Source organism: Microbacterium sp. ARD32 (assembly GCF_031844385.1).
GTDB lineage: Bacteria > Actinomycetota > Actinomycetes > Actinomycetales > Microbacteriaceae > Microbacterium.
Genome location: NZ_JAUZVD010000001.1, coordinates 1,058,341 through 1,080,942 on the forward strand (window position 1 = coordinate 1,058,341; position 22,602 = coordinate 1,080,942).

25 protein-coding genes, 1 tRNA gene and 1 other RNA gene are annotated in these 22,602 nt (G+C 69.8%); 16 read left to right on the top strand and 11 right to left on the bottom strand.

The features are described 5' to 3' along the window. Positions 1 to 14 precede the first annotated feature (14 nt). A complete protein-coding gene (locus tag Q9R19_RS04915) occupies positions 15 to 674 on the bottom strand; it encodes an SIMPL domain-containing protein (RefSeq protein WP_311255217.1) in 660 nt (219 codons plus the stop codon). Between the two features lie 141 nt (positions 675 to 815). On the opposite strand from Q9R19_RS04915, the gene ssrA reads away from it, so the two are divergent. After that, positions 816 to 1,185, top strand: a transfer-messenger RNA (tmRNA) gene (gene ssrA, locus Q9R19_RS04920). A gap of 73 nt (positions 1,186 to 1,258) precedes the next feature. Here ssrA and Q9R19_RS04925 read toward each other — a convergent pair. Continuing rightward, positions 1,259 to 1,861, bottom strand: a complete 603-nt coding sequence (locus tag Q9R19_RS04925; protein ID WP_311255218.1) for a TetR/AcrR family transcriptional regulator — start codon at positions 1,859 to 1,861, stop codon at positions 1,259 to 1,261. 114 nt (positions 1,862 to 1,975) lie between these two features. On the opposite strand from Q9R19_RS04925, the gene Q9R19_RS04930 reads away from it, so the two are divergent. Further along, the gene (locus Q9R19_RS04930) at positions 1,976 to 2,176 is read left to right on the top strand and encodes a hypothetical protein (protein WP_311255219.1); all 201 of its coding nucleotides are present in this window, start codon (positions 1,976 to 1,978) and stop codon (positions 2,174 to 2,176) included. Positions 2,177 to 2,224: 48 nt separating this feature from the next. Here the strand turns inward: Q9R19_RS04930 and Q9R19_RS04935 are convergent, their stop codons facing one another. Together Q9R19_RS04935 and Q9R19_RS04940 are read right to left on the bottom strand one after the other, a co-directional pair. Then, on the bottom strand, positions 2,225 to 2,809 hold the full coding sequence (locus Q9R19_RS04935) for a hypothetical protein (protein WP_311255220.1): 585 nt from the start codon (positions 2,807 to 2,809) through the stop codon (positions 2,225 to 2,227). A 28-nt stretch (positions 2,810 to 2,837) separates the two neighbouring features. Next, positions 2,838 to 3,647 (bottom strand): inositol monophosphatase family protein, encoded by an 810-nt coding sequence (locus Q9R19_RS04940; RefSeq protein WP_311255221.1) that lies wholly within the window; start codon positions 3,645 to 3,647, stop codon positions 2,838 to 2,840. Between the two features lie 168 nt (positions 3,648 to 3,815). Here Q9R19_RS04940 and Q9R19_RS04945 point away from each other — a divergent pair. Then, positions 3,816 to 3,891, top strand: a tRNA-Lys gene (locus Q9R19_RS04945). A 238-nt stretch (positions 3,892 to 4,129) separates the two neighbouring features. Here the strand turns inward: Q9R19_RS04945 and Q9R19_RS04950 are convergent. Then, positions 4,130 to 5,224: a Rossmann fold nucleotide-binding protein gene (locus Q9R19_RS04950; RefSeq protein ID WP_311255222.1), complete on the bottom strand. Its 1,095-nt coding sequence runs from the start codon at positions 5,222 to 5,224 to the stop codon at positions 4,130 to 4,132. 73 nt (positions 5,225 to 5,297) lie between these two features. On the opposite strand from Q9R19_RS04950, the gene Q9R19_RS04955 reads away from it, so the two are divergent. After that, positions 5,298 to 5,777 carry a hypothetical protein gene (locus Q9R19_RS04955; protein ID WP_311255223.1) on the top strand — a complete coding sequence of 160 codons (480 nt, stop codon included), beginning with the start codon at positions 5,298 to 5,300 and terminating at the stop codon, positions 5,775 to 5,777. On the opposite strand, the gene Q9R19_RS04960 is transcribed toward Q9R19_RS04955, so the two are convergent. From Q9R19_RS04960 to Q9R19_RS04975, 4 genes are read right to left on the bottom strand one after another with little or no spacing between them, the layout of a single operon-like run. Then, positions 5,778 to 6,260, bottom strand: a complete 483-nt coding sequence (locus Q9R19_RS04960) for a YbaK/EbsC family protein (protein WP_311255224.1) — start codon at positions 6,258 to 6,260, stop codon at positions 5,778 to 5,780. It abuts the gene before it with no gap. A gap of 28 nt (positions 6,261 to 6,288) precedes the next feature. Beyond that, a complete protein-coding gene (locus tag Q9R19_RS04965; RefSeq protein ID WP_311255225.1) occupies positions 6,289 to 7,515 on the bottom strand; it encodes an MFS transporter in 1,227 nt (408 codons plus the stop codon). Then, positions 7,512 to 7,952, bottom strand: a complete 441-nt coding sequence (locus Q9R19_RS04970; protein WP_311255226.1) for a MarR family transcriptional regulator — start codon at positions 7,950 to 7,952, stop codon at positions 7,512 to 7,514. The genes Q9R19_RS04965 and Q9R19_RS04970 overlap by 4 nt, the downstream gene beginning before the upstream one ends. 37 nt (positions 7,953 to 7,989) lie before the next feature. Beyond that, positions 7,990 to 8,784: an IclR family transcriptional regulator gene (locus Q9R19_RS04975; protein WP_311255227.1), complete on the bottom strand. Its 795-nt coding sequence runs from the start codon at positions 8,782 to 8,784 to the stop codon at positions 7,990 to 7,992. A gap of 103 nt (positions 8,785 to 8,887) precedes the next feature. Between Q9R19_RS04975 and Q9R19_RS04980 the strand changes: the two genes are divergently transcribed. From Q9R19_RS04980 to Q9R19_RS04990, 3 genes are read left to right on the top strand one after another with little or no spacing between them, the layout of a single operon-like run. Continuing rightward, positions 8,888 to 9,670: a CoA transferase subunit A gene (locus Q9R19_RS04980; protein WP_311255228.1), complete on the top strand. Its 783-nt coding sequence runs from the start codon at positions 8,888 to 8,890 to the stop codon at positions 9,668 to 9,670. A 1-nt stretch (position 9,671) separates the two neighbouring features. Then, positions 9,672 to 10,325: a CoA transferase subunit B gene (locus Q9R19_RS04985; protein ID WP_311255229.1), complete on the top strand. Its 654-nt coding sequence runs from the start codon at positions 9,672 to 9,674 to the stop codon at positions 10,323 to 10,325. Beyond that, on the top strand, positions 10,322 to 11,500 hold the full coding sequence (locus tag Q9R19_RS04990; protein WP_311255230.1) for an acetyl-CoA C-acetyltransferase: 1,179 nt from the start codon (positions 10,322 to 10,324) through the stop codon (positions 11,498 to 11,500). Before Q9R19_RS04985 ends, Q9R19_RS04990 begins: the two co-directional genes overlap by 4 nt. A 3-nt stretch (positions 11,501 to 11,503) precedes the next feature. Here the strand turns inward: Q9R19_RS04990 and Q9R19_RS04995 are convergent, their stop codons facing one another. After that, the gene (locus Q9R19_RS04995) at positions 11,504 to 11,782 is read right to left on the bottom strand and encodes a hypothetical protein (protein ID WP_311255231.1); all 279 of its coding nucleotides are present in this window, start codon (positions 11,780 to 11,782) and stop codon (positions 11,504 to 11,506) included. A 143-nt stretch (positions 11,783 to 11,925) separates the two neighbouring features. Here Q9R19_RS04995 and Q9R19_RS05000 point away from each other — a divergent pair, with 143 nt between their 5' ends. From Q9R19_RS05000 to ilvC, 7 genes are all read left to right on the top strand, one after another. Continuing rightward, a complete protein-coding gene (locus Q9R19_RS05000; RefSeq protein WP_311255232.1) occupies positions 11,926 to 13,155 on the top strand; it encodes an MFS transporter in 1,230 nt (409 codons plus the stop codon). Between the two features lie 47 nt (positions 13,156 to 13,202). Then, positions 13,203 to 14,627: a trehalose-6-phosphate synthase gene (locus Q9R19_RS05005; protein WP_311255233.1), complete on the top strand. Its 1,425-nt coding sequence runs from the start codon at positions 13,203 to 13,205 to the stop codon at positions 14,625 to 14,627. After that, the gene (gene otsB, locus Q9R19_RS05010) at positions 14,624 to 15,421 is read left to right on the top strand and encodes a trehalose-phosphatase (protein ID WP_311255234.1); all 798 of its coding nucleotides are present in this window, start codon (positions 14,624 to 14,626) and stop codon (positions 15,419 to 15,421) included. The genes Q9R19_RS05005 and otsB overlap by 4 nt, the downstream gene beginning before the upstream one ends. 9 nt (positions 15,422 to 15,430) lie before the next feature. Continuing rightward, a complete protein-coding gene (gene ilvD / locus Q9R19_RS05015) occupies positions 15,431 to 17,164 on the top strand; it encodes a dihydroxy-acid dehydratase (RefSeq protein ID WP_311255235.1) in 1,734 nt (577 codons plus the stop codon). Between the two features lie 65 nt (positions 17,165 to 17,229). Beyond that, complete coding sequence (locus Q9R19_RS05020) at positions 17,230 to 19,035, top strand: acetolactate synthase large subunit (RefSeq protein WP_311255236.1); 1,806 nt, start codon at positions 17,230 to 17,232, stop codon at positions 19,033 to 19,035. A gap of 3 nt (positions 19,036 to 19,038) precedes the next feature. Continuing rightward, positions 19,039 to 19,548 carry an acetolactate synthase small subunit gene (ilvN, locus tag Q9R19_RS05025; RefSeq protein ID WP_311255237.1) on the top strand — a complete coding sequence of 170 codons (510 nt, stop codon included), beginning with the start codon at positions 19,039 to 19,041 and terminating at the stop codon, positions 19,546 to 19,548. A gap of 42 nt (positions 19,549 to 19,590) precedes the next feature. Next, positions 19,591 to 20,619, top strand: coding sequence for a ketol-acid reductoisomerase (gene ilvC, locus Q9R19_RS05030; protein ID WP_311255238.1), 1,029 nt, complete (start codon positions 19,591 to 19,593; stop codon positions 20,617 to 20,619). 73 nt (positions 20,620 to 20,692) lie between these two features. On the opposite strand, the gene Q9R19_RS05035 is transcribed toward ilvC, so the two are convergent. Further along, complete coding sequence (locus Q9R19_RS05035) at positions 20,693 to 21,610, bottom strand: hypothetical protein (RefSeq protein WP_311255239.1); 918 nt, start codon at positions 21,608 to 21,610, stop codon at positions 20,693 to 20,695. Between the two features lie 70 nt (positions 21,611 to 21,680). Between Q9R19_RS05035 and Q9R19_RS05040 the strand changes: the two genes are divergently transcribed. Both Q9R19_RS05040 and Q9R19_RS05045 read left to right on the top strand, forming a co-directional pair. After that, positions 21,681 to 22,202, top strand: a complete 522-nt coding sequence (locus Q9R19_RS05040) for a DNA polymerase III subunit gamma/tau (RefSeq protein ID WP_311255240.1) — start codon at positions 21,681 to 21,683, stop codon at positions 22,200 to 22,202. After that, complete coding sequence (locus tag Q9R19_RS05045) at positions 22,199 to 22,558, top strand: hypothetical protein (protein WP_311255241.1); 360 nt, start codon at positions 22,199 to 22,201, stop codon at positions 22,556 to 22,558. The genes Q9R19_RS05040 and Q9R19_RS05045 overlap by 4 nt, the downstream gene beginning before the upstream one ends. The last annotated feature ends 44 nt before the right edge of the window (positions 22,559 to 22,602 follow it).

Sequence of the window (22,602 nt, forward strand, 5' to 3'; positions counted from 1 at the left end):
CGCGGGCGGCGTGCTCAGCTCGCGCGGAAGCGGCCCTCCACCGCCGCCGACACGGTGATGTCCTCGCCCTGGAACTCCATGGCCGGTGTGGAACCGGCATCCATCGCCGGGCTCCGCATCATCGCGACCTTCGGCAGGGCGGGCATGTTCTCGGAGATGAGTCCGCGGTCGGCGATCTCCACGGGAGCGACCTCCGACAGACCCAGCGCCTCTGCGTAGGCGCGGGCGCGCGCAACGGCGACCGCGACCGCCCTGGTGGCGACCTCGCGCTCAACCTCCGCCTCGGTCTGGGCGGTGAGCCTCCAGTCGACGAATCCGATGCTGACACCGTCCTGCACGGTGACCTCCGTTGCCCAGATGGACATCTCGGAGAAGTCGGAGAACGTCACAGTGAGGTCGACGGCGGCGCGGTAGACCGGTGCGAGGCGACGTCCGTCGCTGTTCCACGGCCGATCGGCGTGCACGTTCAGGCGCTGACTGGTCCACGCGGATACGCTGCCGCTCTGCGTGCGGGACTCGATCCCGTCGCGCACGGCGCCTGCCGCTTCGAGCGTCTGCTCGACGGCAGTGGCGCGGTCAGGACCGTCGAAGGAGATGGAGAGGTGGACGGTGGCGTGCTCGGGTGCGACGCGCAGCTGGTGCTCGCCCCGCACGCTGATGATGACCTCGCTCATGCGTCAGACTGTACGGCACGGCTCTGACGTCGGCGGGAATGGCGCGGACGCCGGATCCGTTGTAGTCTGTGATGCTCGGGTGCTGAGGCATCCGCTGATAATTCCACAGAGTGACAACGGCTCCTTCGCAAGAAGGTGCACGGGGCTGATCGGTTTCGACGGCGTCTGTGTATCGACGGGAAGCGGGCCGAGGATGCAGGGTTATCTCGTGAACGCCCCCTGCGAAAAAATAGTTGCCAATGCAAAGCGCAACGACTTCGCCCTCGCTGCCTAAGCGAGCCCGATAGTCCGTCAGACCGTAGGTGATCCCGCTACGGACCCTGGCGTCATCTAGGGATCTTGCTGCGTGACGGCGTCTGGACGTCACGTGGGACTCTTCCCAGACTGGGCTCGTCGACTTGGGTGTCTGTGACAAAGGTCGGAGCCGAGCAGAACGCCTTCACAGACTGCGCCCGGAGAAGACGTGGATGATCAGCGTCGGACGGGGGTTCGATTCCCCCCAGCTCCACCAGCCGTTGTCACTGTGGATGACCCCCGCGATCCCTTACGAGAGTAAGGATCGCGGGGGTTTTTCTCTGCCCACGTCAGCGCCGCGGCGCCAGCCCGCCCAGCGCGATGGCGAGGACCTCGCCGGCGAGCAGCTCAGGATCGACCGGACCGTCCGGCCGGTACCACTCGACGACCGAGTTGATCATGCCGAAGATCAGGCGGGTCGCGACACCGGCATCCACATCGGCGCGCACCACCCCCTCGGCCTGAGCCTCGCGGACCAGCTGCGTGACGGTGTGGTCGAAGCGCCGCCGGCGCTCCAGCGCAGCCGTCTCGATGTCGCTGTTCCCGCGCAGTCGCAGCAGCAGGGTCACCTGCGGCTGGCGCTGGGCGAGCACGCATACGGCGCCGCGGATGATCGCGGTCAGACGCTCGGCCGCGGTGGCGCTCTCCAGGGCATCCGCCAGCGCCCGCTCCAGCCCGCCCAGGGCGTCCTCGAGGGCGGTCTGGAGGATCTGCTCCTTGGAATCGACGTGGTGATACAGGGCCGACTTGCTCAGACCCAGACGGCGCGTGAGGTCAGAGACCGAGGTGGCGTCATAGCCCTGCTCGTTGAAGAGCTCGACACCCGCGTTGATGACGTCCGCCCTGGCGTGGCCCGGGCGTCCGCGGCGCGGGGCGCCGGCGCTCGCGGTCACGGCGTCGTCCTCGGCATGCCTCAAATCTAGCCCGGTCGGCACTCCATCGTGCACGCCGGGGGTCGTCGGACGACTAAGCTGGAACGGATATCCGACGATCGGGAGGCGTTCGACGTGGTCGACTTCATCGTGTTCTTGGTTCTGTTCCTGGGCGGGTTCTACCTGTTCGGCATCGCCGAGGACGTGCCTGGCGCCCAGGGGGTCGTCTTCTCCGCGGGCCTGATCGCGGTCAGCCTCGCACTGGCCTATGTCATGCGTCAGCGCGGCTCGGCCACGCGTCGCACCGACAACTGGAACCAGCGCGGCGACAAGTGAGCCCGCGGCGCCGCGGCGGACGCGGCGCCGTCCTCGAGCGGAGCGGACTCACTCGCCCCAGTCGATGAGCAGCAGACCCTGCTTGGTGTCCGCGAACTTCACCCAGCCGTCCCCGAACTCGTACGTCATCCCGAACCCGTCCTCGTCCTTCGCGATCGCGTAGGCCGGGTCCTCGGTGAGGTAGATGCGGTCGCCCTCTGTGGAGCGCAGCCAGCCGTCGTCGGCGAGACCGGCTTGCGCGGTGCGCGAGGCCTCGGCACTGATCTCGCCCCAGCTGTAGATCTGGCCGTGGTCGGATGCGGTGGAGTAGTCCGCCCACAGGCATTCCAGGCCGTCCGGCACGAGGACGTCGCCGATCCGGAACTCGCGCTCTTCGAAGGTCCACCCCTGGGACGTCAGCCCCTCGACCGTGCCTTCAGTGATGATCGTGTCGCAGGTCGGGTCGGTGCGGGGCCGCGGAGTGGTCTCCCTCTCGGGCGGCGCCGCCGTCGCGGCCTCGGCCTTCGGGGGTGCCGCCGTGGTCTGCGGAGCGGACGAGGGAGCGGTGGCGTCCGGAGCGCCGGTGCCGCCGCAGGCGGTGAGCGAGAGCACCGTCAGCAGCGCGCCGGCGGCGAGGGGATATCGGGTCTTCATGTGATCCGTGGGGGAGTGTGCGTGCCGCTCAATCGTGCGGCACGTCGCGGAACAGGGAGAGGAACTGGTCGTGCAGGATGCCGTTGGTGGCCAGCGCCGAGAGGGCGGAGAGCGTGTCCGCGCCGTCGAACGCGGTCATGCGCCCGCCGGCCTCGCGCACGATCGGGACCGCCGCGGCGATGTCGTACTCCTTGACGTCGAACTCGGCGACCATATCGATGCGTCCCTCGGCCAGCAGCATGTAGCTGTAGATGTCGCCGTAGGCGCGATCGCGCCACACCCGGTCGGTGAGGGCGAGCAGCTCGGGGGTCCTCCCGGCCTTCGCCCACTGCGCGATGCTCTGGAAGCTCACGCTCGCGTCGTCGAGGGAGTCGACCGCCGACACGGCGATCCGGCGCGCTCCACCGCTTGTGGCGGTCCAGGCGCCCTCGCCGGCGGACGCCCACCAGCGCCGCCCGAGGGCGGGCATGCTCACCACGCCCACCTGCGGGACGCCGTCGATCGCCAGGGCGATCATCGTGCCCCACAGCGGCACTCCGCGCAGGAAGTTCGCCGTCCCGTCGATGGGATCGATGATCCACTGGCGGGTCGATTCGCCCTCGGTGCCGAACTCCTCGCCGAGGATGCCGTCGGAGGGCCGTTCAGCGTGCAGGATGTCGCGGATGGCCCGCTCGGTGGCGAGATCGGCATCCGTCACGTGCGAACGGTCCGCCTTGAGTGACACCTCCAGATCGGCCGCGTCGAACCGGGGGAGGGACTGCGCGTCGGCGGCGTCGGCCAGGCGCAGCGCCAGGGCGAGGTCGGCGCGGAGGTCTGCGGCTGTGAGGGGGGCGGTCACTTGAACAGGATAGTCCGGGCCGGTATGCCGGATCGGGCTGCCGCGTATCGGTCGTGAAACGATCTCCGATGTCGCCGCGGGTCAACGCGCCCGAGCGTGGAGAGCGATTTGGTGCGACCCCGGAGCGCTGGTAATGTAATTCCTCGGCCGGGGAAGCATCCCGGTCACGCGCCTCTAGCTCAATCGGCAGAGCAATTGACTCTTAATCAATGGGTTCAGGGTTCAAGTCCCTGGGGGCGCACCAAACGGCTGAGGGCCCGGATCCGAAGGATTCCGGGCCCTCAGCCGTTTTCATGCGCCGCTGTGGCGCCGTGAAGCCGCAGGGCCCCACGCGGCCGGAGGCTCCGCGCGCCGCCCGGCTCGCCACGTGACCCGACCTGCGCGGCGAGCGGCGCGGGGAGGGGCTGCGAGGGACTCAAGTCCCTGGGGGCGCACGGACAGGCTCCGAATACTCTCGCCAGTATTCGGAGCCTTTCTGCTTGCTACCGGGGCTCTCCCGGCCGCATCAGCTGCGCCGCCTCTTCTACGGTGTCGACCAGGTGCACGTGCGGCTCCATCGCCCTCCCTCTGGCCAGGGCCTGCAGCAGCGGCCACGCAGGGTACCGCTCGGTCCAGTACTCGCGGCCGACCAGCACCATGGGAGCGGTGGATGACTCGTCGGCGTAGTAGTTCTCGCAGGCATCCTGGAAGATCTCCTGCACCGTCCCTCCGGCGCCGGGCAGGAAGACGATGCCCGCCTGGCACAGCTCCAGCAGGATCGCCTCGCGCTGGGCGTTGCGGAAGTACTTCGCGATCGCGCTCGCGAACGCGTTGGGCGGCTCGTGCCCGTAGTGCCAGGTGGGGATGCCGAGCGACTCCGCCCCCGCGGGGAAGCGGTCGCGCACGGCGAAGGCGGCCTTCGCCCAGTCGTCGATGCGGGGAGAGAAGCGGGGCACGGCGCTCAGCATCACGAGCGCCTCGTCGAGCGCGCCCTCGTCGAACCCGCTCAGGTATCCGCCCAGATTCACCGCCTCCATCGCCCCGGGGCCGCCGCCGGTGGCCACGGTGTGCGTCTGCGCCAGCAGCCGACCGAGCCTGGCGCCGTGCGCGTACGAGGTCTCACCCCGCACGGCGGCGTGGCCGCCCATCACGCCGACCAGTGTGCGTCCGCGCACCCACTGCTCCAACGCGAGCCCGATGCTGTGGTCGTGCAGGGACTGCGCGAGTGCGCCGTCCCGCGAGCTGCCGCGCTGCGACCAGGCGTACACCCGCGCGTCCAGGCTCTGCGGATAGTCGGCGGCGTCGAAGAGCTCCTGCGGCGTGTACAGCGCGGTGCGGTACGTGTCGACGGGGGAGTCCGGCACGGCGGGGAACACCACAGCGCCGCGTGCGCGGATCGACGCCTCGTCGTCGGCGTGCAGCACGCAGCCCAGGAACAGTGATCCGGCGACATCCACCGTGCGCAGCTCGCGGCCGCGCTCGGCCAGATCCAGCGCGCGCAGCCGCCAGCCCGACAGCGATCGCGCTCCTGCGGCGAGCCGGCGATCGAAGTCCTCCAGCGAATCGACGTAGATGACCCGTCCGCGCGATCTCCTCATGCTCACGAGATTAGGCGACGGTGCTCTTCCGTCTGCCGCGACGCGGTGACATCATGGCGAGCAGGAGGTTGCCATGATCGAACTCGATGACGTCGACACCGATGAGGACGGCGCGCTGACAGCAAGTGCTGAGCTGCCGGGCGGGCGCCGCGTCACCGTGGAGTACGAGTTCGACGAGGACTTCGAGCACGGCGACGACGATGACGACGACGATGAGGACATCGATGACGTCGACCCCGAGGACCTTCCCGACCTGGACACGATGCGAGGGACGGTGCAGCACGCACTCGCCCGGCTCACCAAGGAGGTGCTGGACGAGCGCGAGCGCGAGGTGGCCAAGGAGCTCGCCGAGGCCGCCTACGAGGACGACGAGGATGTCGATCTGGCGGAGGAGCTGGATTCGCTGAAGGAGGACATCGCCCTGGACGGCGTGGTCGTCTTCAGCGACGGCGGCATCACGCTGCTGTACGTGGCACCGGAGGAGTACCCGGACATGGTGATCTACTGCCTGCTGGACGAGGACCTCGAGATCGACGACCTGATGGTCGAGTGATCAGGCGACGCGGATCGTCTCCCCGCCGGTGAGCGACTGCAGCTGGGAGAACGTCAGCGGCATCACCGCGTGCGGCGTCCCCGCCGCGGTCCAGACCGGGTCGTGGTCGCGCAGCTGCTCGTCCAGGTAGGTGCGCAGCGGAGCCGGATGCCCGACCGGCGCGACCCCTCCGATGGCCTGACCGGTCGCGGTGCGCACGACGTCCGCGGGCGCCATGACCACGGCATCCGCTCCGATGCCGGCGGCGAACACGTCCGGATCCACCCGGTGCGCGCCGCTGGTCATCACCAGGATGGGCGCGCCGTCCGCCAGCAGCACGAGGCTGTTCCCGATCGCCCCGACCTCGCAGCCGATCGCCGCGGCGGCCAGCGCGGCCGTGCGCGCCGAGTCCGGCAGGATGCGGATCTCGTTCCGGATGCCGGCGGCGGTCAGGTGCTCCCGCACGAGACGGCTGCGCGCCGGAAGGTTATCGGGTTCGGTCACGGTGGGGGCTCCTTCGATCGGATGCCGCTCAGGCGGCGTCACCGACGAGGATAGCGGCGGCATCCTCACCCGCGCCCATGCCGGCATCGTCGATGTGTGACAGCGCGCGCCGGCCGATCAGCACCGTGAGGGCGGCGATCAGCACCGACACGGCGGCGAACACGTAGGGCACCGTGTCGCCGTAGGCGTTCGCGAGAGCCGCGGCGACGGGCGGTGCCATCGCCCCGCCCAGGAAGCGCACGGCGGAGTAGGCGGATGAGGCGACCGAACGCGGAAGATCGGTGGCCTCCATCACGGCTTCGGTGAGCACCGTGTTCATGATGCCCAGCAGCAGGCCGCCGACGATGATGCACACCACCAGCGCGGCCGGCGTCGCCACGAGCAGCCCCGCCACGACCAGGTCGACCGCCAGCAGCGGCAGGGTGATCACGATGATCGCCGTGCGCGAGATGCGCCGCATGAGCGCCGGGGCGACCCAGACGCTGGTGATGGCGAGGGCGACGCCCCAGCCGAAGAAGGTCAGGCCGATGCCCATTGCACCGAAGCCGAGCGGGAACGGCGAGAACGCCAGCAGCACGAAGAAGCCGATGTTGTAGAACAGCGCCGCGACCGCGAGGATCGCCAGAGCGGGACGTCCGAGGGCGCGGAACGGGGCCGACAGCGGCATGGGCTCGCGCTTCTCGCCGCTGGAGCGCACCAGCGCGAGCACGGCGATGAAGCCGATCGCCATCAGCGCGACCACGCCGAAGAACGGTCCGCGCCAGCTCACCTCGCCGAGCAGACCGCCCAGCAGCGGGCCGATCGCGATTCCGAGGCCGAGAGCGGCCTCGTAGAGCACGATGGCGGCGCCGCTGCCACCGGATGCCGCGCCGACGATCGTCGCGAGCGCGGTCGAGATGAACAGGGCGTTGCCCAGTCCCCAGCCGGCGCGGAATCCGATCACCCAGTCGACGCCGCCGCTGACCGCGCACAGCAGCGCGAACACGACGATCAGTCCGAGTCCCACCAGCAGCGTCGCCTTGGAGCCGATGCGGCTGGAGACCCAGCTGGTGATCAGCATGGCCAGACCGGTCACGAGCAGGTAGCTCGTGAACAGCAGCTCGGTCTCCACGGCGGACGCCTTCAGGGAGTCGGCGATGGCGGGCAGGATCGGGTCGACGAGTCCGATGCCCATGAAGGCGACGACGCATGCGAAGGCGACCGCCCATACCTGTGCCGGCTGCCGCCAGACCGATCCCTGTGGTGTTCCGCTCATGCGGGTTCTCCTGTTCTGTCGGGTTCCTGTGCGTGCGCGGCGAGGATCTCGGCCGCGCGGTGCAGCGCCGACCACTCCTGCTCGCCGAGGTCCGCGAAGCGGGGTGCGAGCGTGTCGCGCAGCTCTGCGCGCCAGTGCGTCAGCTGGGTGAGGCCGTGCGCGGTGGCGGTGACCAGCGTCGCGCGCGTGTCGGCCGGGTCGGCCGAGCGCGTGACCAGGCCGGCGTGCTCGAGGGCGCCGATCAGCCGGGTCATGCCCGGCTGGGTCGTGCGGGCCGCGGCGGCGAGTTCGCCGATGCGCATGCCGCCCTGTCGCTCGAGGATGCTGAGCGCGCGCCACTGCGCGGACGGAGCCTCGTTCCCGGCATCCTGTGCCGCGATCCGGGCCAGCACGTGCGCGGAGAGCACGATCGACGGGATCACATCCGCCTTTTGCATACCAACAAGTATATATCAAGCGGTAAGAATCGAGGACTCAGCGCCGGGCGCCGGCGATCCGCGAGGAGAGCTGATGCGCGTGCGCGAGCAGCGTGCGGCCCAGCTGGGGGAGCCGGTCGGGGCCGAAGCGGAACTCGGCACCGGTCAGGCTCAGCGCCCACTCGGCGCGCCCCTCGCGGTCGAACACCGCCGCACCGATACCCCAGGACCCCTCCACGATCAGACCGGGGTTCACGGCGTAGCCGCGGGCCTTCGTCTCCTGCAGTCTCCTGCGCAGCGGTTCCGGCCCGTGCGCCGCACCCCAGCGTCCCTCCAGCTCGGGATGGCGCTCGAGATAAGCATCCACATCGTGGTCAGGCAGGAACGAAAGGATGGCGATGCCGGCGCTGGCGACGCCGAGCGGGAAGCGGATGCCCTCGCTGAGCACGAAGGAGCGGATCGGGAAGGATCCCTCCTCGCGGATCAGGCACACCGTCTCGTCGGCGCGCCGCGTGGACAGGAACGCGCTCTCCTCGGTCTTCACCGCCAGCGAGCGCACGATGTCGCGGGAGATCTCGGTGATGTCGTAGCGGGACGCCGCCGCGGTGCCCATCAGGTACAGCTCCGGACCCGCTGTCCAGCGCGAGGTCACCGGATCCTGATCCACCAGGCCCTCCAGGCGCAGCGCCGTGAGCAGCCGGTGCGCGGTGGACCGGCTGAGTCCGGCATCCCTCGCCAGCTGCTGCAGCGGAGCGCCCTCGGCCGACGCCGAGACCAGGCGCAGCAGCGCGGCGGCGCGGGCGATCGCCTGGGCGCCGGGAACGGTGCGCCTGCCAGCCGTCGTCGATTCCACAATGTGGACGCTAGCCGGATCTGTGACCACATCGCAAGCATCCGCTTGCCGCTCTGCTCGGGCGGGCGGATGCTGGGGGAGGACAGTCACGAAGGAGTGGTCAGTGATCGACAAGCAGTTCGCAACGGCGGCCGAGGCCGTCGCCGACATCCCGGACGGCGCCTCGCTCGCCGTCGGCGGATTCGGGCTCTCGGGAAACCCGATGACGCTCATCGAGGCGCTGCTCGCGCAGGGCACGAAGGATCTCAGCGTCGTCAGCAACAACTGCGGGGTGGACGACTGGGGCCTGGGCGTGCTGCTCGGCGCGCAGCGCATCCGCAAGATGACCTCGTCGTACGTCGGCGAGAACAAGGAGTTCGAGCGGCAGTTCCTCGAGGGTGACCTCGAGCTGGAGCTCACCCCGCAGGGCACGCTGGCCGAGAAGCTGCGCGCCGGGGGATCGGGCATCGCCGCGTTCTACACGCAGACCGGCGTGGGCACGCAGGTCGCCGAGGGCGGATTGCCGCGGCGCTACAACCCGGACGGCACCATCGCCGTCGCCTCACCGGTCAAGGACACCCGCATCTTCGACTTCCACGGCGCTGAGCGCGAGTTCGTGCTGGAGGAGTCCATCACCACCGACTTCGCCCTGGTGCACGCGCTGAAGGGCGATCGGTACGGGAACCTGGTCTTCAACAAGGCGGCCCGAAACTTCAACCCGCTCGCCGCGATGGCCGGCCGCATCTGCATCGCTCAGGTCGAGCAGCTGGTCGAACCCGGCGAGCTCGACCCGGACGGCATCCACCTGCCCGGCGTGTTCGTGCACCGGATCGTCGAGGTCGGAACCGACATCGAGAAGCGCATCGAGCGACGCACGGTCGCCGCGAGCCCGGAAGGGAGGGCCTGACATGGCGCTCACCCGTGACCAGATGGCGGCCCGCGCCGCGCGGGAGCTCGCGGACGGCTCCTACGTCAACCTCGGCATCGGCCTGCCCACCCTCGTGCCGAACCACGTGCCCGAGGGGGTGACGGTCGTCCTGCAGTCCGAGAACGGCATCCTGGGCGTCGGGCCGTACCCCACCGAGGAGAACGTCGATCCCGACCTCATCAACGCTGGCAAGGAGACCGTCACGCTGCTGCCCGGTGCGGCGTTCTTCGACTCCGCCACCAGCTTCGGCATGATCCGCGGGGGTAAGATCGATGCAGCCATCCTGGGTGCCATGCAGGTGTCCGCGCACGGCGATCTGGCCAACTGGATGATTCCCGGCAAGATGGTGAAGGGCCCCGGCGGCGCCATGGACCTCGTGCACGGCGCAGGGCGGCTCATCATCCTGATGGAGCACGTCGCCAAGGACGGCTCCGCCAAGATCGTGAACGAGTGCTCGCTGCCGCTGACCGGCAGGGGAGTGGTCGATCGCATCATCACCGATCTCGCCGTCATCGACGTCACCCCCGGCGGGCTGGTGCTCGTCGAGACCGCGCCGGGCGTCAGCGTGCAGGACGTCATCGCCGCCACCGAGCCGGAGCTGACGCTCTCGGACGAGCTGAAGGAGAACTCATGAGCGACATCGTCATCGTCGCCGCCGCCCGTACCCCGCAGGGACGCCTGAAGGGCCAGCTGGCCTCGTTCACGGCACCGCAGCTCGGATCCTTCGCGATCCGCGGCGCGCTCGAGCAGGGCGGCATCTCGCCGGACGAGGTCGACGCGGTGATCCTGGGCCAGGTGCTGGTCGCCGGGTCGGGGCAGAACGCGGCGCGTCAGGCATCCATCGGCGCCGGAATCGGCTGGGACGTTCCCGCGAGCTCGGTCAACAAGGTCTGCCTGTCGGGGCTGACCGCGATCATCGACGCGGCCCGGATGATCGGCGCCGGAGACGCCACCACGGTGGTCGCCGGCGGCATGGAGTCGATGACGCGCGCGCCGCACCTGCTGATGGGCTCCCGCGACGGCTGGGCCTACGGCACCGTCGAGGTGCTCGACCACATGGCGTACGACGGGCTGACCGACGCTTACGACAAGGAGAGCATGGGCGCCTCGACCGAGCGTCAGAACCCGCGCTACGGGATGACCCGCGAGATGCAGGACGAGGTGGCCGCACTGTCGCACCAGCGTGCCGCGGCCGGGCAGACCGACGGTGTGTTCGACGCCGAGATCGTGCCCGTCACGGTCCCGCAGCGCAAGGGCGACCCGCTGGTGCTCACGAAGGACGAGGGGGTCCGCCCGGACACCACCGTCGACACCCTGGCGAAGCTGCGCCCCGCCTTCGCGGAGGGCGGCACGATCACCGCCGGCAACTCCTCGCAGATCTCCGACGGCGCGGCCGCCGTGGTGGTCACGACGCGGGAGAACGCGGATGCCCGGGGCTGGCCCGTGCTCGCGGTGATCGGTGCGAACGGTCAGACCGCCGGCCCGGACAACTCGCTGCAGGCCCAGCCGGCCCGGGCGATCGAGAAGGCGCTGTCCAAGCAGGGCATCACCGTCGCCGACCTGGACGTCGTGGAGATCAACGAGGCCTTCGGGGCCGTGGTCGCCCGCTCTCAGCAGGAGCTCGGGCTGTCGAGCGACATCGTGAACGTGCACGGCGGCGGCATCGCGATCGGGCATCCGATCGGCGCCAGCGGTGCACGGCTGGTGGTGCACCTGGCGCACCAGCTCGCGCAGCGGGGATCCGGCACGGCCGTCGCGGCGCTGTGCGGCGGCGGCGGTCAGGGCGAAGCGCTCGTCCTCACCCTCTGACGCTCACCGCTCGGCGGCGATGCGCGCGACCTCGTCGCGTCGCTTCTCCTTGCGCTCGCGCTTGTCGGGCTTGGGAGCGAACGGCGAGTCCGCCGCGACCGGCAGGCCCTTCTCCTGCCGACGCAGGTCCTTGATCGCGCCGATGGCCAGGACGAGGGTGATCGCCCAGCTGACCCAGCCGAGCACCGCGCGCCACGTGATCTGCTGGCCGCGCGAGCCGCGCAGCAGGGTCACGCCCGTGGTGATGGCGCCGAAGAGTCCGGTACGAAGCAGATAGCGCATGACTCCACGGTATCCGAGTGTCCAGAATGCTCGGGTAGGCTTGACAGCAGTTCCAGCTGTGTATCTACCGGCCGTCGGCACCCCGGCGGAAAGCGGCGGCACCCGACCCGGCGTCACGCGGAACCGTCTGGCGCCCGAGAGCCATGACACACACCACTTCTGCTTCGTCCTCGCCGAGCCTGCTGCGCCTGGCCGGCCTTCCCTACTTCCTGATCGCGTTCATCGCGCGGCTGCCGTTCGCGATGATGGTCGTCGGCGTGCTGACCATCGTCGTCAGCGCGCGCGGCTCGCTCTCGCTCGGCGGTCTCACCTCCGCCGCAGTCGGGCTGGGAACCGCGCTGATCGGGCCGTTCCTGGGTGCAGCCGCCGATCGCTTCGCCCAGCGGCCGGTGCTCGTGGCCGCTGCCGTGCTGAACGCGGCGATGCTCGCCGCGTTCGCCGCCGTGGTGTACAGCCCGCTGACCGAGCCGTTCGTGCTGCTGACCGGGTTCGCGATCGGCGCGACGGCCCCGCAGGTCTCGCCGATGTCGCGATCCCGGCTGGTCACCATCATCGACGAGCGGATGCCGTCCGAGCGGCGCGCCCGCACGACCTCGGCGACGATGTCCTACGAGTCCGCGGCCGACGAGACCGTGTTCGTGTTCGGGCCGTTCCTGGTCGGCGCGCTGGCATCGCTGGTCGCGCCGTGGGCGCCCATGGTCATGGCATCCGCCCTCACGCTGTTCTTCGTGGGTGCGTTCGCACTGCATCCGACCGGCCGTCACATCTCCACCTCCCGCGGCACCGACGGCACCGCGCCCTCGCAGGTGTCGGAGCTGTTCCGGCCGACGCTGCTCGTGGTGGTGCTCGGCATTCTGGGCGTGGGGCTGTTCTTCGGCGCGACGCTCACCTCGCTCACCTCGTTCATGGCGGATCGTGGTGCGGCCGAGCAGGCGGGACTGCTGTACGGCGTGATGGGCGTCGGCTCGGCGATCCTCGCACTGGGCGTCGCCTGGCTTCCGGTCCGCTTCACGCTGCACGCGAGGTGGCTGGTCTTCGGCGGCATCATGCTGGCCGGCTCCGTGCTGCTCGCCACGGCATCGGACATCCCGACGATCACGGTCGCGCTGGCGATCCTGGGCATCGGGATCGGGCCCACCCTGGTCACGCTGTCCACCCTGGGCGCCGCGCGCAGCCCGCTCGGCCGCTCGGCGACGGTGATGACCATGCTGGGCTCCGGCGTGGTGGTGGGACAGGCCGCAGCCTCGGCGATCACCGGTGAGCTGGCCGAGGGATCGGGCACCAGGGCGGCGCTGCTCATGCCGCTGGCGGCCGCCGCGATCGTGGTCCTCGCCGGTACAGCAAACCGCTTCATGACGCCAGCCCGGCGCTGACGCGGCTGCGGCTCGATAGCCTGGAGTCTCCGAGCAGAGGAGATCCCATGGCCGCCGCAGAGTTCGTCGTCGTCGCCAACCGGCTGCCGGTCGACCGGGTGGTCACCACGGACGGCGAGGAGATCTGGCGCACCTCGCCGGGTGGGCTGGTCGCCGCGCTCGAGCCGATGATGCGCAGCGTGGACGGCGCCTGGGTGGGCTGGGCGGGCATGCCGGATGCCGAACTCGAGCCGTTCGACGCCGACGGCATCCATCTCATCCCGGTCGCGCTCAGCGAGGACGACGTCAAGGAGTACTACGAGGGCTTCTCCAACGACACGATCTGGCCGCTCTATCACGACGTGATCGCGCCGCCGCAGTACCACCGGGAATGGTGGGAGGCGTACGTGTCGGTGAACCTGCGCTTCGCCGAGGCGGCATCGGCGGCCGTGGCCAGCGGCGGCACGGTGTGGGTGCACGACTATCAGCTGCAGCTGGTGCCCGAGATGGTGCGCAACCTGCGCCCCGACGTCACGATCGGCTACTTCCACCACATCCCGTTCCCCGCCCACGGCCTGTACGCGCAGCTGCCCTGGCGGGATCAGGTGCTGCGCGGCCTGCTCGGCGCCGACGTGATCGGCTTCCAGCGGGCTCAGGACGCCACGAACTTCGTGACCGCGGCCAAGCGGCGTCTCGGCGTCGAGGCCAAGGCCGGCGTCATCACGCTGCCCGGCGGCCGGCGCAGCCACGCCAGGGCGTTCCCGATCTCGATCGACACGACGCCGTACCGCGAGCTCTCGCAGCGCGCCGACATCCGCGCGCGCGCCGTCGAGATCCGTGAGGGGCTGGGCAATCCGAAGCACATCCTGCTGGGCGTGGACCGGCTGGACTACACCAAGGGCATCCGGCATCGCATCAAGGCGTACGGCGAGCTCCTCGACCAGGGGCGCATCTCGGTGGAGGACGTCGCCTTCATCCAGGTGGCCAGCCCCAGCCGTGAGCGCGTCGACGCGTACGTGCACCTTCGCGACGAGGTCGAGCTGGCGATCGGGCGCATCAACGGCGACCACGACACGCTCGGCCACACCGCCATCCGGTACCTGCACCAGGGCTTCCCCCGCGAGGAGATGGTGGCCATGTACCTCGCGGCGGATGTGATGCTCGTCACCGCGCTGCGCGACGGGATGAACCTGGTCGCCAAGGAGTACGTGGCCACCCGCGCCGACAATCGCGGCGTGCTCGTGCTCAGCGAGTTCACCGGAGCGGCCGATGAGCTTCGCCAGGCCGTGCGCGTGAACCCCCACGACATCGAGGGGGTGAAGGATGCCATTCTCGCGGCGATCGAGATGCCGCGCCAGGAGCAGAGCCGCCGGATGCGCTGGTTGCGCAAGCGCGTGCTCGAGCACGACGTCACCGCCTGGTCGCAGTCCTTCCTGAAGGCGCTCGAGCACGCGGCCCGTCACCGCCGGCCGCACGACGAGGAGCACGCATGACTCGCGTCTGGACCCCCGGCGCCCCCGATCCGCAGGTCACGGCGATCGCCCGCACCCGGGTGCTGCTGGTCGCCCTGGACTTCGACGGCACGGCATCCGCCCTCGTCGCCGACCCGATGAGCGCGCGGGCGCTTCCGGAGATCGCGGATGCCGTGCAGCGCCTGGCGCTCATGCCCGACACGTCCGTCGCGTACGTGTCCGGGCGCAGCCTGACGCACCTGCGCGAGATCGCCGAGCACGACGACGACTCGAAGGTGATCCTGGCCGGCTCGCACGGCGCCCAGTACTGGTTTCCGGGAGAGGGAGAGGCGGAGATCGTCGAGACGGAGCAGGAGCGCGCGCTGCGCGAGTCCCTCTTCGATGAGCTCGAGCCGCTGCTGACGCGGTACCCGGGCGTGGAACTGGAGCGCAAGACCTTCGGCGTCGGCATCCACGGTCGCCCCGCCGATCCCGCCGTCGAGCGCGCGGCGTTCACCGCGGTCGACGAGGTGATGGCCAGACGCGCGGCCAGGTGGCGCCGGCGCACCGGCGATCGCATCCTGGAGTTCTCCTCCCGGCACGAGGGGAAGGATGCCGCGATCACGGCGCTGCGCGCCCGCACCGGCGCCACCGGAGTGCTGTTCGCGGGCGACGACGTGACCGACGAGGACGGTCTGCGGGTGCTGGGCGCCGACGATCTCGGTGTGCGCGTGGGTGCGGGCGACACGGCGGCCGCGCTGCGCGTGCGGTCCCCGCAGCAGATCGCCGCGCTCCTCGGTGTCATCGCGGACGAGCGCGCCGCCGGGCGGGAATAGACTTCCGTCATGTCCTCCCACGAAGCACACTCGGGCGCGCCCGGCGCGTCAGCCGAAATCGACATCAAGCCGCGCAGCTGGGTCGTCACCGACGGCATCGAAGCCACCACCTCGCGGGGCATGCTCCGCGCTGTCGGCATGGGCGACGAGGACTGGGACAAGCCGCAGATCGGCATCGCGTCGAGCTGGAACGAGATCACCCCGTGCAACCTGAGCCTGGACCGGCTCGCCCAGGGAGCGAAGGAGGGCGTGCACGCCGGCGGCGGCTACCCGCTGCAGTTCGGCACGATCTCGGTCTCGGACGGCATCTCGATGGGCCACGAGGGCATGCACTTCTCGCTGGTCTCGCGCGAGGTCATCGCCGACTCCGTCGAGACGGTGATGATGGCCGAGCGCCTGGACGGCAGCGTGCTGCTGGCCGGCTGCGACAAGTCGATCCCCGGCATGCTGATGGCCAGCGCGCGCCTCGGTCTGTCCAGCGTGTTCCTGTACGCCGGATCCATCGCCCCGGGCTGGGTCAAGCTCTCGGACGGCACCGAGAAGGACATCACCATCATCGACTCCTTCGAGGGCGTCGGCGCGTGTCGCGCCGGCCGCATGACCGAAGAGGACCTCAAGCGCATCGAGTGCGCGTTCGCACCCGGTGAGGGCGCCTGCGGCGGCATGTACACCGCCAACACCATGGCATCCGTCGCCGAGGCGCTCGGCCTCAGCATCCCCGGCTCCGCCGCTCCGCCGTCCGCCGATCGGCGCCGCGACTACTTCGCGCACCGCTCCGGCGAGGCCGTGGTGAACCTGCTCCGCCAGGGCATCACCACCAGGGACATCCTCACCAAGGAGTCGTTCGAGAATGCCATCTCGCTCGCGATGGCGCTGGGCGGCTCGACCAACGTCGTGCTGCACCTGCTCGCCATCGCGAACGAGGCCGGCGTCGAGCTGAGCCTGCACGACTTCAACCGCATCGGCGACCGCACCCCGCACGTCGGCGACCTGAAGCCGTTCGGCCAGTACGTCATGAACGACGTCGACCGTCACGGCGGCATCCCGGTGATCATGAAGGCGATGCTCGACGAGGGCCTGCTGCACGGCGACGCGCTCACCGTCACCGGCAAGACGGTCGCCGAGAACCTGCGCGAACTCGACCCCGATCCCATCGACGGCGAGGTCATCCGCACCTTCGACAACCCGATCCACTCCTCCGGCGGCATCACGATCCTGCACGGCTCGATGGCGCCCGAGGGCGCCGTCGTGAAGTCGGCCGGCTTCGACGCCGACGTGTTCGAGGGACCGGCCCGGGTGTTCGAGCGCGAGCGCGCCGCCATGGATGCCCTGGCCGCCGGCGAGATCACGGCGGGCGACGTCGTCGTCATCCGGTACGAGGGGCCCAAGGGTGGGCCGGGGATGCGGGAGATGCTCGCGATCACCGGCGCCATCAAGGGCGCGGGCCTCGGAAAAGATGTACTACTCTTGACGGACGGACGATTCTCAGGCGGCACAACCGGCCTGTGCATCGGCCACATAGCACCCGAAGCGGTGGACGCAGGTCCCATCGCCTTCGTGCGCGATGGTGATCTGATACGGGTCGATATCGCGGCTCGCTCTCTCGAGCTACTCGTCGAGGAGGCAGAGCTGAGCTCCCGCCGTGAGGGCTGGGAGCCCCTTCCCCCGCGCTATACCCGTGGCGTCCTCGCCAAGTACTCCCGTCTCGTGCGCTCCGCCGCGCAGGGCGCGGTCACCGGCTGAGCCCGAGAGGGCACCCGCCGCTCCCGACCGGGGTACGACTCATCACGATCATCAAGAGGAAAGACATGACACCTCCCGACTCCGCACCGGCCGTGCCCCGTCCGCCGGCCCGCACCGCAGCCGCTCCCGAGCTCTCGGGTGCCGAGGCCGTCGTCCGATCGCTCGAGAAGCTCGGGGTCACCGATGTCTTCGGTCTTCCCGGCGGGGCGATCCTTCCGGTGTACGACCCGCTGATGGACGCCTCCGAGCTGCGGCACATCCTCGTGCGGCACGAACAGGGCGCCGGTCATGCGGCCGAGGGCTACGCCTCGGCATCCGGGAAGGTGGGCGTGTGCATCGCGACCTCCGGCCCTGGCGCGACCAACCTCGTCACCGCCATCGCCGACGCCTACATGGACTCGGTGCCGCTGGTCGCCATCACCGGGCAGGTGTTCTCCACCCTGATGGGCACGGACGCGTTCCAGGAGGCCGACATCGTCGGCATCACGATGCCGGTGACCAAGCACTCCTTCCTGGTCAAGCGCGCCGAGGACATCCCCGGGGCGATCGCCGCGGCCTTCGAGATCGCCTCGACGGGCCGGCCCGGTCCGGTGCTCGTCGACATCACCAAGGATGCACAGCAGGCCATCGCGCCGTTCGTCTGGCCGCCCAAGGTGGAGCTGCCCGGCTACCGCCCGGTGACCAAAGCGCACGGCAAGCAGATCCAGGCGGCCGCCGCGCTGCTCGCCGAGGCGAAGAAGCCGGTGCTGTACGTCGGCGGTGGCGTCATCCGCGGCCGCGCGTCCGAGGAGCTGCGGGTGCTCGCCGAGTCCACCGGCGCTCCCGTCGTGACGACGCTGATGGCCCGTGGTGCGTTCCCGGACTCGCATCCGCAGCACCTCGGCATGCCGGGGATGCACGGCACCGTGCCCGCGGTGCTCGCGCTGCAGGAGGCCGACCTGATCGTCTCCCTGGGCGCACGCTTCGACGACCGCGTCACCGGCCGGGTGGCGCTGTTCGCCCCGAAGGCGAAGGTCGTGCACGTCGACATCGACCCGGCGGAGATCTCGAAGATCCGCACCGCCGACGTGCCGATCGTCGGCGATGTGCGCGACGTGCTGGTCGACCTGGACACCGCCTTCCGCGGCACGATCGCGGGCGCCGAGCCCGACACTGAGGAGTGGTGGTCGTACCTGGACGGGCTGAAGGCCGAGTTCCCGCTCGGCTTCGCACCCACCAGCGACGGCCTGCTCTCGCCGCAGCACGTGATCCAGCGCATCGGCGAGCTGACCGGACCCGAGGGCGTCTACGCCGCGGGTGTGGGCCAGCACCAGATGTGGGCCGCGCAGTTCATCAAGTACGAGCGACCCAACTCCTGGCTGAACTCCGGCGGTGCGGGCACCATGGGCTACTCGGTGCCGGCGGCCATGGGCGCCAAGGTCGCCGAGCCCGACCGCGTGGTGTGGTCGATCGACGGCGACGGATGCTTCCAGATGACCAATCAGGAGCTGGCGACCTGCGTCATCAACGACATCCCGATCAAGGTCGCGATCATCAACAACTCCTCGCTGGGCATGGTGCGGCAGTGGCAGACGCTGTTCTACGACGGCCGCCACTCGAACACCGACCTCAACACCGGGCACGGCACCGTGCGGATCCCCGACTTCGTCAAGCTCGCCGAAGCATACGGCTGCCTGGCCATCCGGGTGGAGAGCGAGGACGAGGTGGATGCCGCCATCAAGCTGGCACTCGAGACGAATGATCGCCCTGTGGTCATCGACTTCGTGGTCAGTGCGGATGCCATGGTGTGGCCGATGGTCCCCCAGGGGGTCAGCAACAGCTACGTCCAGTACGCGCGTGACCACGCGCCGGCCTTCGAGCAGGAGGACTGACCCATGGCATCGCATGTGCTGAGCCTGCTGGTGGAGGACACCCCCGGCATCCTGACCCGTGTCGCGGGACTGTTCGCCCGTCGCGGCTTCAACATCGAGTCCCTGGCGGTCGGCGTCACCGAGGTGACCGGGATCTCCCGGATCACCGTCGTGGTCGACGTGGACGAGCTGCCGCTGGAGCAGGTCACGAAGCAGCTGAACAAGCTGGTCAACGTGATCAAGATCGTCGAGCTGGAGCAGTCGTCGTCGGTGCAGCGCGAGCACATGCTCATCAAGGTGCGCACGGACAACAACACCCGCTCGAACGTGCTCGAAGTCGTGAACCTGTTCCGCGCCTCCGTCGTGGACTACGCGCCCGACGCGCTGGTGGTCGAGGTCACCGGCGACCAGGGCAAGGTGCAGGCGCTGCTGCGGGCTCTCGAGCCCTTCGGCATCAAGGAGCTGGCCCAGTCGGGTCTGCTCGCGATCGGCCGCGGCGGCAAGAGCATCACCGAGCGCGTCCTGCGCAGCTGACCCTTCTTCATCTTCAGAACCACAACCAAGGAGAAACACACCGTGAGCACCGAGATCTTCTATGACGACGACGCGGATCTGTCGATCATCCAGGGCAAGAAGGTCGCCATCGTCGGCTACGGCTCGCAGGGCCACGCCCACGCGATGAACCTGCGCGACTCCGGCGTCGAGGTCGCGATCGCCCTCAAGGAGGGCTCGAAGTCGATCGCCAAGGCCGAGGAGGCGGGCTTCCCCGTCAAGACGGTCGCCGACGCCACCGAGTGGGCCGACGTGATCATGATCCTCGCGCCCGACCAGCACCAGCGCACGATCTACAACGAGTCGATCAAGGACAAGCTGACCGCGGGCAAGGCGCTGGCCTTCGCGCACGGCTTCAACATCCGCTTCGGCTACATCGACGCGCCCGAGGGCGTCGACGTCATCCTCATCGCGCCGAAGGCGCCCGGCCACACGGTGCGCCGCGAGTTCGTCGCCGGCCGCGGCATCCCGGACATCATCGCCGTCGAGCGCGACGCATCCGGCGGCGCGTGGGCTCTCGCGCTGTCGTACGCCAAGGCGATCGGCGGCACCCGCGCGGGCGTGATCAAGACGACCTTCACCGAGGAGACCGAGACCGACCTGTTCGGCGAGCAGGCCGTGCTCTGCGGCGGCGTGAGCCACCTGGTGCAGGCCGGCTTCGAGACGCTCACCGAGGCCGGCTACCAGCCGCAGATCGCCTACTTCGAGGTGCTGCACGAGCTCAAGCTCATCGTGGACCTGATGTGGGAGGGCGGCATCGCCAAGCAGCGCTGGTCGATCTCCGACACGGCCGAGTTCGGCGACTACGTCTCCGGCCCGCGCGTCATCGACGCCGGCGTGAAGGAGCGGATGCAGGGCGTGCTCGCCGACATCCAGTCGGGCGCGTTCGCCAAGCGCTTCATCGACGATCAGGACAACGGCGCCGCCGAGTTCCTGGCACTTCGCGAGAAGGAGCAGGGCCACCCGATCGAGACCACCGGCAAGGAGCTGCGCGCGCTGTTCGCGTGGAAGCAGGCTGACGAGGACTACGTCGAGGGCAGCGCCGCGCGCTGATCCGAAAGCACGAACAAGCGGGCGCCCCGTCAGGGACGCCCGCTTCTTCGTTCCCCGATGGGGGAGGGATCGGTCAGCTCGCGGCGGGAGCGGCGTCCTTCACCTCGATCGGCGGCGTGACGCCCTCGCCCCACACGGGAGCCGGCAACGCGACGTCGGTCTGCCCGCCCTGGATCTGGCGCAGCGCGTCGACGATCTCGGAGGAGTTCTCCGGCACGGGAAGGCCGCACTTCTCGAGCTCGGAGACGAACTTCAGCGTGAGGCGCTCCTTGTGCTCGGCGATCGCCTCGGCGGTCGTGCCGGTGTGGATCTCGCTGCCGGTCTGCAGGTCGGACACCTGGTCGCACACGTGGTACACCGAGCCGCCGGCCACCCAGGTCACCTCGTCGTGGCCGAGCAGCTGGATCACGGCGGACTGGTCGGCGTTGTACTGCTCCTGGGAGGCCGGGGCGAAGTCGATGCCGAGGAACACGGCGACGGCCGCGAGCACGATGCCGACGATGCCGGCCGTGGTCTTCTGCCCCTTGTCCATGTCCTTGTTCAGGAAGATCAGGATGATCAGCGGCACGAACGCGATGATCGCGATGATCGCGCCCAGCTGGTTCTGCACGAAGAAGCGCACGGTGTCGGACTTCTTGGCGGGGTCGAGGTGGTTCGCCTTCTTCCACAGCACCGATCCGGTGATCGAGAGCGCGGCGATCACGACGAGCAGCACCAGCAGCGTGATGAACGCCCACTGCGGGAACGACGCGGTGACGCCCTGCTCGGTGAGGCGCCCGGTGTCGGCATCGCGCACGAACGTGCCGTCCTCACCGGTGTACTCGCGCTGCCTGAGCAGCCAGAAGATCCCGACGGCCTCGCCGACGATGGCGACGGCCCACAGCGCCGCGGCGATCCAGCGGAACGTGGTCGCCTTCTTCTTGGCCTCGGCCGTGGGGGCCCAGGTGCGCTCGGCGGGCGCGCCGCCGGCGTTCTTGCTGCTCTCTGCCACTTTTCCTCCCGGTGTGGTGTCGCCCCTGAGCATAATGGGGCGCGGGGCCCGGCGTAGGTACGCTGGAGCGATGAGATCCGACGGCGACGACGAGGCCCTGAGCTGGGACGGTGACGACGCGCTCGAGGCGCAGCGTCCGCTGAGGCGGCCTCGGGAACCGCGTCGAGCGGATGCCGCGGCTGAAGAGCCCGCGCCCGCTGATCGCCCGACCATGGATCCCGCCCCGGCGCTCCCGGACCCGGTCGCCGTTCCGTCCGGCGGTGCGGATGCCGAAAACGACCGCGAGCCGGGCGGGCTCAGTACCGCGAGCCTGGTGGCGCTCGGCATCCTGGGCGGCGTCTACCTGCTGTACACCGTCGGCTGGATCCTGGGCGGGGTGGGGATGCAGCTGCCGGTCACGTTCACGCTTCCGGTGCTCCTCTATCAGGGTGCACTGTGGCTGGCGGTGCTCGCCCCCGCGCTGTGGTTCGCGGCGGTGCTCGTCCTCACCCGCGGTGCGAAGGGATGGGTGCGCATCGTGTGGCTGATCGCCGGTGCGGTGCTGCTGGTGCCCTGGCCGTTCGTCGTCTCAGGGGGAGGGGGAGTCCTGTGAGCGTCGAACCGTCGTCGCCGCGGAGCGAGTCCGCTCGGCCCCGGGGTCTGCGCGGTCTGCTGCGCGGGTTCATCACCGGCATCGCAGGACTCGCCTACGGCTTCATCATCTGGACCGCGGTCTTCTACGCGATCAGGCTCTCCACAGGAGGGATGAGCGGGTACGGCTGGCTGATCCTCCTGCTGCCCGCGGCCGTCGCCGTGGTGGTGTTCGCCATCGTGCTGGCGCTGACACGGCGACGCTCCATCGGGGCGTTCGTCCTGACGCTGCTCACCGGTCTGGGGCTGAGCGCGGTGTTCCTGCTGGACACGTTCGGCTACGTCATCCGCAACCTCGACGCCCTCACCGGATCCTGACCGCGCAGCCCACCGTCACACGAGGCGGGGCCCGCGCGTCGCTC

Excerpts from the sequence above, each read along its gene's own strand:
- Q9R19_RS04965 (WP_311255225.1), bottom strand. The coding sequence starts at position 7,515 with ATGAGCGGAACACCACAGGGATCGGTCTGGCGGCAGCCGGCACAGGTA.
- Q9R19_RS05020 (WP_311255236.1), top strand. The coding sequence starts at position 17,230 with ATGACACCTCCCGACTCCGCACCGGCCGTGCCCCGTCCGCCGGCCCGC.
- Q9R19_RS04915 (WP_311255217.1), bottom strand. The coding sequence starts at position 674 with ATGAGCGAGGTCATCATCAGCGTGCGGGGCGAGCACCAGCTGCGCGTC.
- Q9R19_RS04985 (WP_311255229.1), top strand. The coding sequence starts at position 9,672 with ATGGCGCTCACCCGTGACCAGATGGCGGCCCGCGCCGCGCGGGAGCTC.
- Q9R19_RS04970 (WP_311255226.1), bottom strand. The coding sequence starts at position 7,952 with ATGCAAAAGGCGGATGTGATCCCGTCGATCGTGCTCTCCGCGCACGTG.
- otsB (WP_311255234.1), top strand. The coding sequence starts at position 14,624 with ATGACTCGCGTCTGGACCCCCGGCGCCCCCGATCCGCAGGTCACGGCG.
- ilvD (WP_311255235.1), top strand. The coding sequence starts at position 15,431 with ATGTCCTCCCACGAAGCACACTCGGGCGCGCCCGGCGCGTCAGCCGAA.
- Q9R19_RS04995 (WP_311255231.1), bottom strand. The coding sequence starts at position 11,782 with ATGCGCTATCTGCTTCGTACCGGACTCTTCGGCGCCATCACCACGGGC.
- Q9R19_RS05000 (WP_311255232.1), top strand. The coding sequence starts at position 11,926 with ATGACACACACCACTTCTGCTTCGTCCTCGCCGAGCCTGCTGCGCCTG.
- Q9R19_RS04990 (WP_311255230.1), top strand. The coding sequence starts at position 10,322 with ATGAGCGACATCGTCATCGTCGCCGCCGCCCGTACCCCGCAGGGACGC.
- ilvN (WP_311255237.1), top strand. The coding sequence starts at position 19,039 with ATGGCATCGCATGTGCTGAGCCTGCTGGTGGAGGACACCCCCGGCATC.
- Q9R19_RS04935 (WP_311255220.1), bottom strand. The coding sequence starts at position 2,809 with ATGAAGACCCGATATCCCCTCGCCGCCGGCGCGCTGCTGACGGTGCTC.
- Q9R19_RS05005 (WP_311255233.1), top strand. The coding sequence starts at position 13,203 with ATGGCCGCCGCAGAGTTCGTCGTCGTCGCCAACCGGCTGCCGGTCGAC.
- Q9R19_RS05040 (WP_311255240.1), top strand. The coding sequence starts at position 21,681 with ATGAGATCCGACGGCGACGACGAGGCCCTGAGCTGGGACGGTGACGAC.
- Q9R19_RS04955 (WP_311255223.1), top strand. The coding sequence starts at position 5,298 with ATGATCGAACTCGATGACGTCGACACCGATGAGGACGGCGCGCTGACA.
- Q9R19_RS04950 (WP_311255222.1), bottom strand. The coding sequence starts at position 5,224 with ATGAGGAGATCGCGCGGACGGGTCATCTACGTCGATTCGCTGGAGGAC.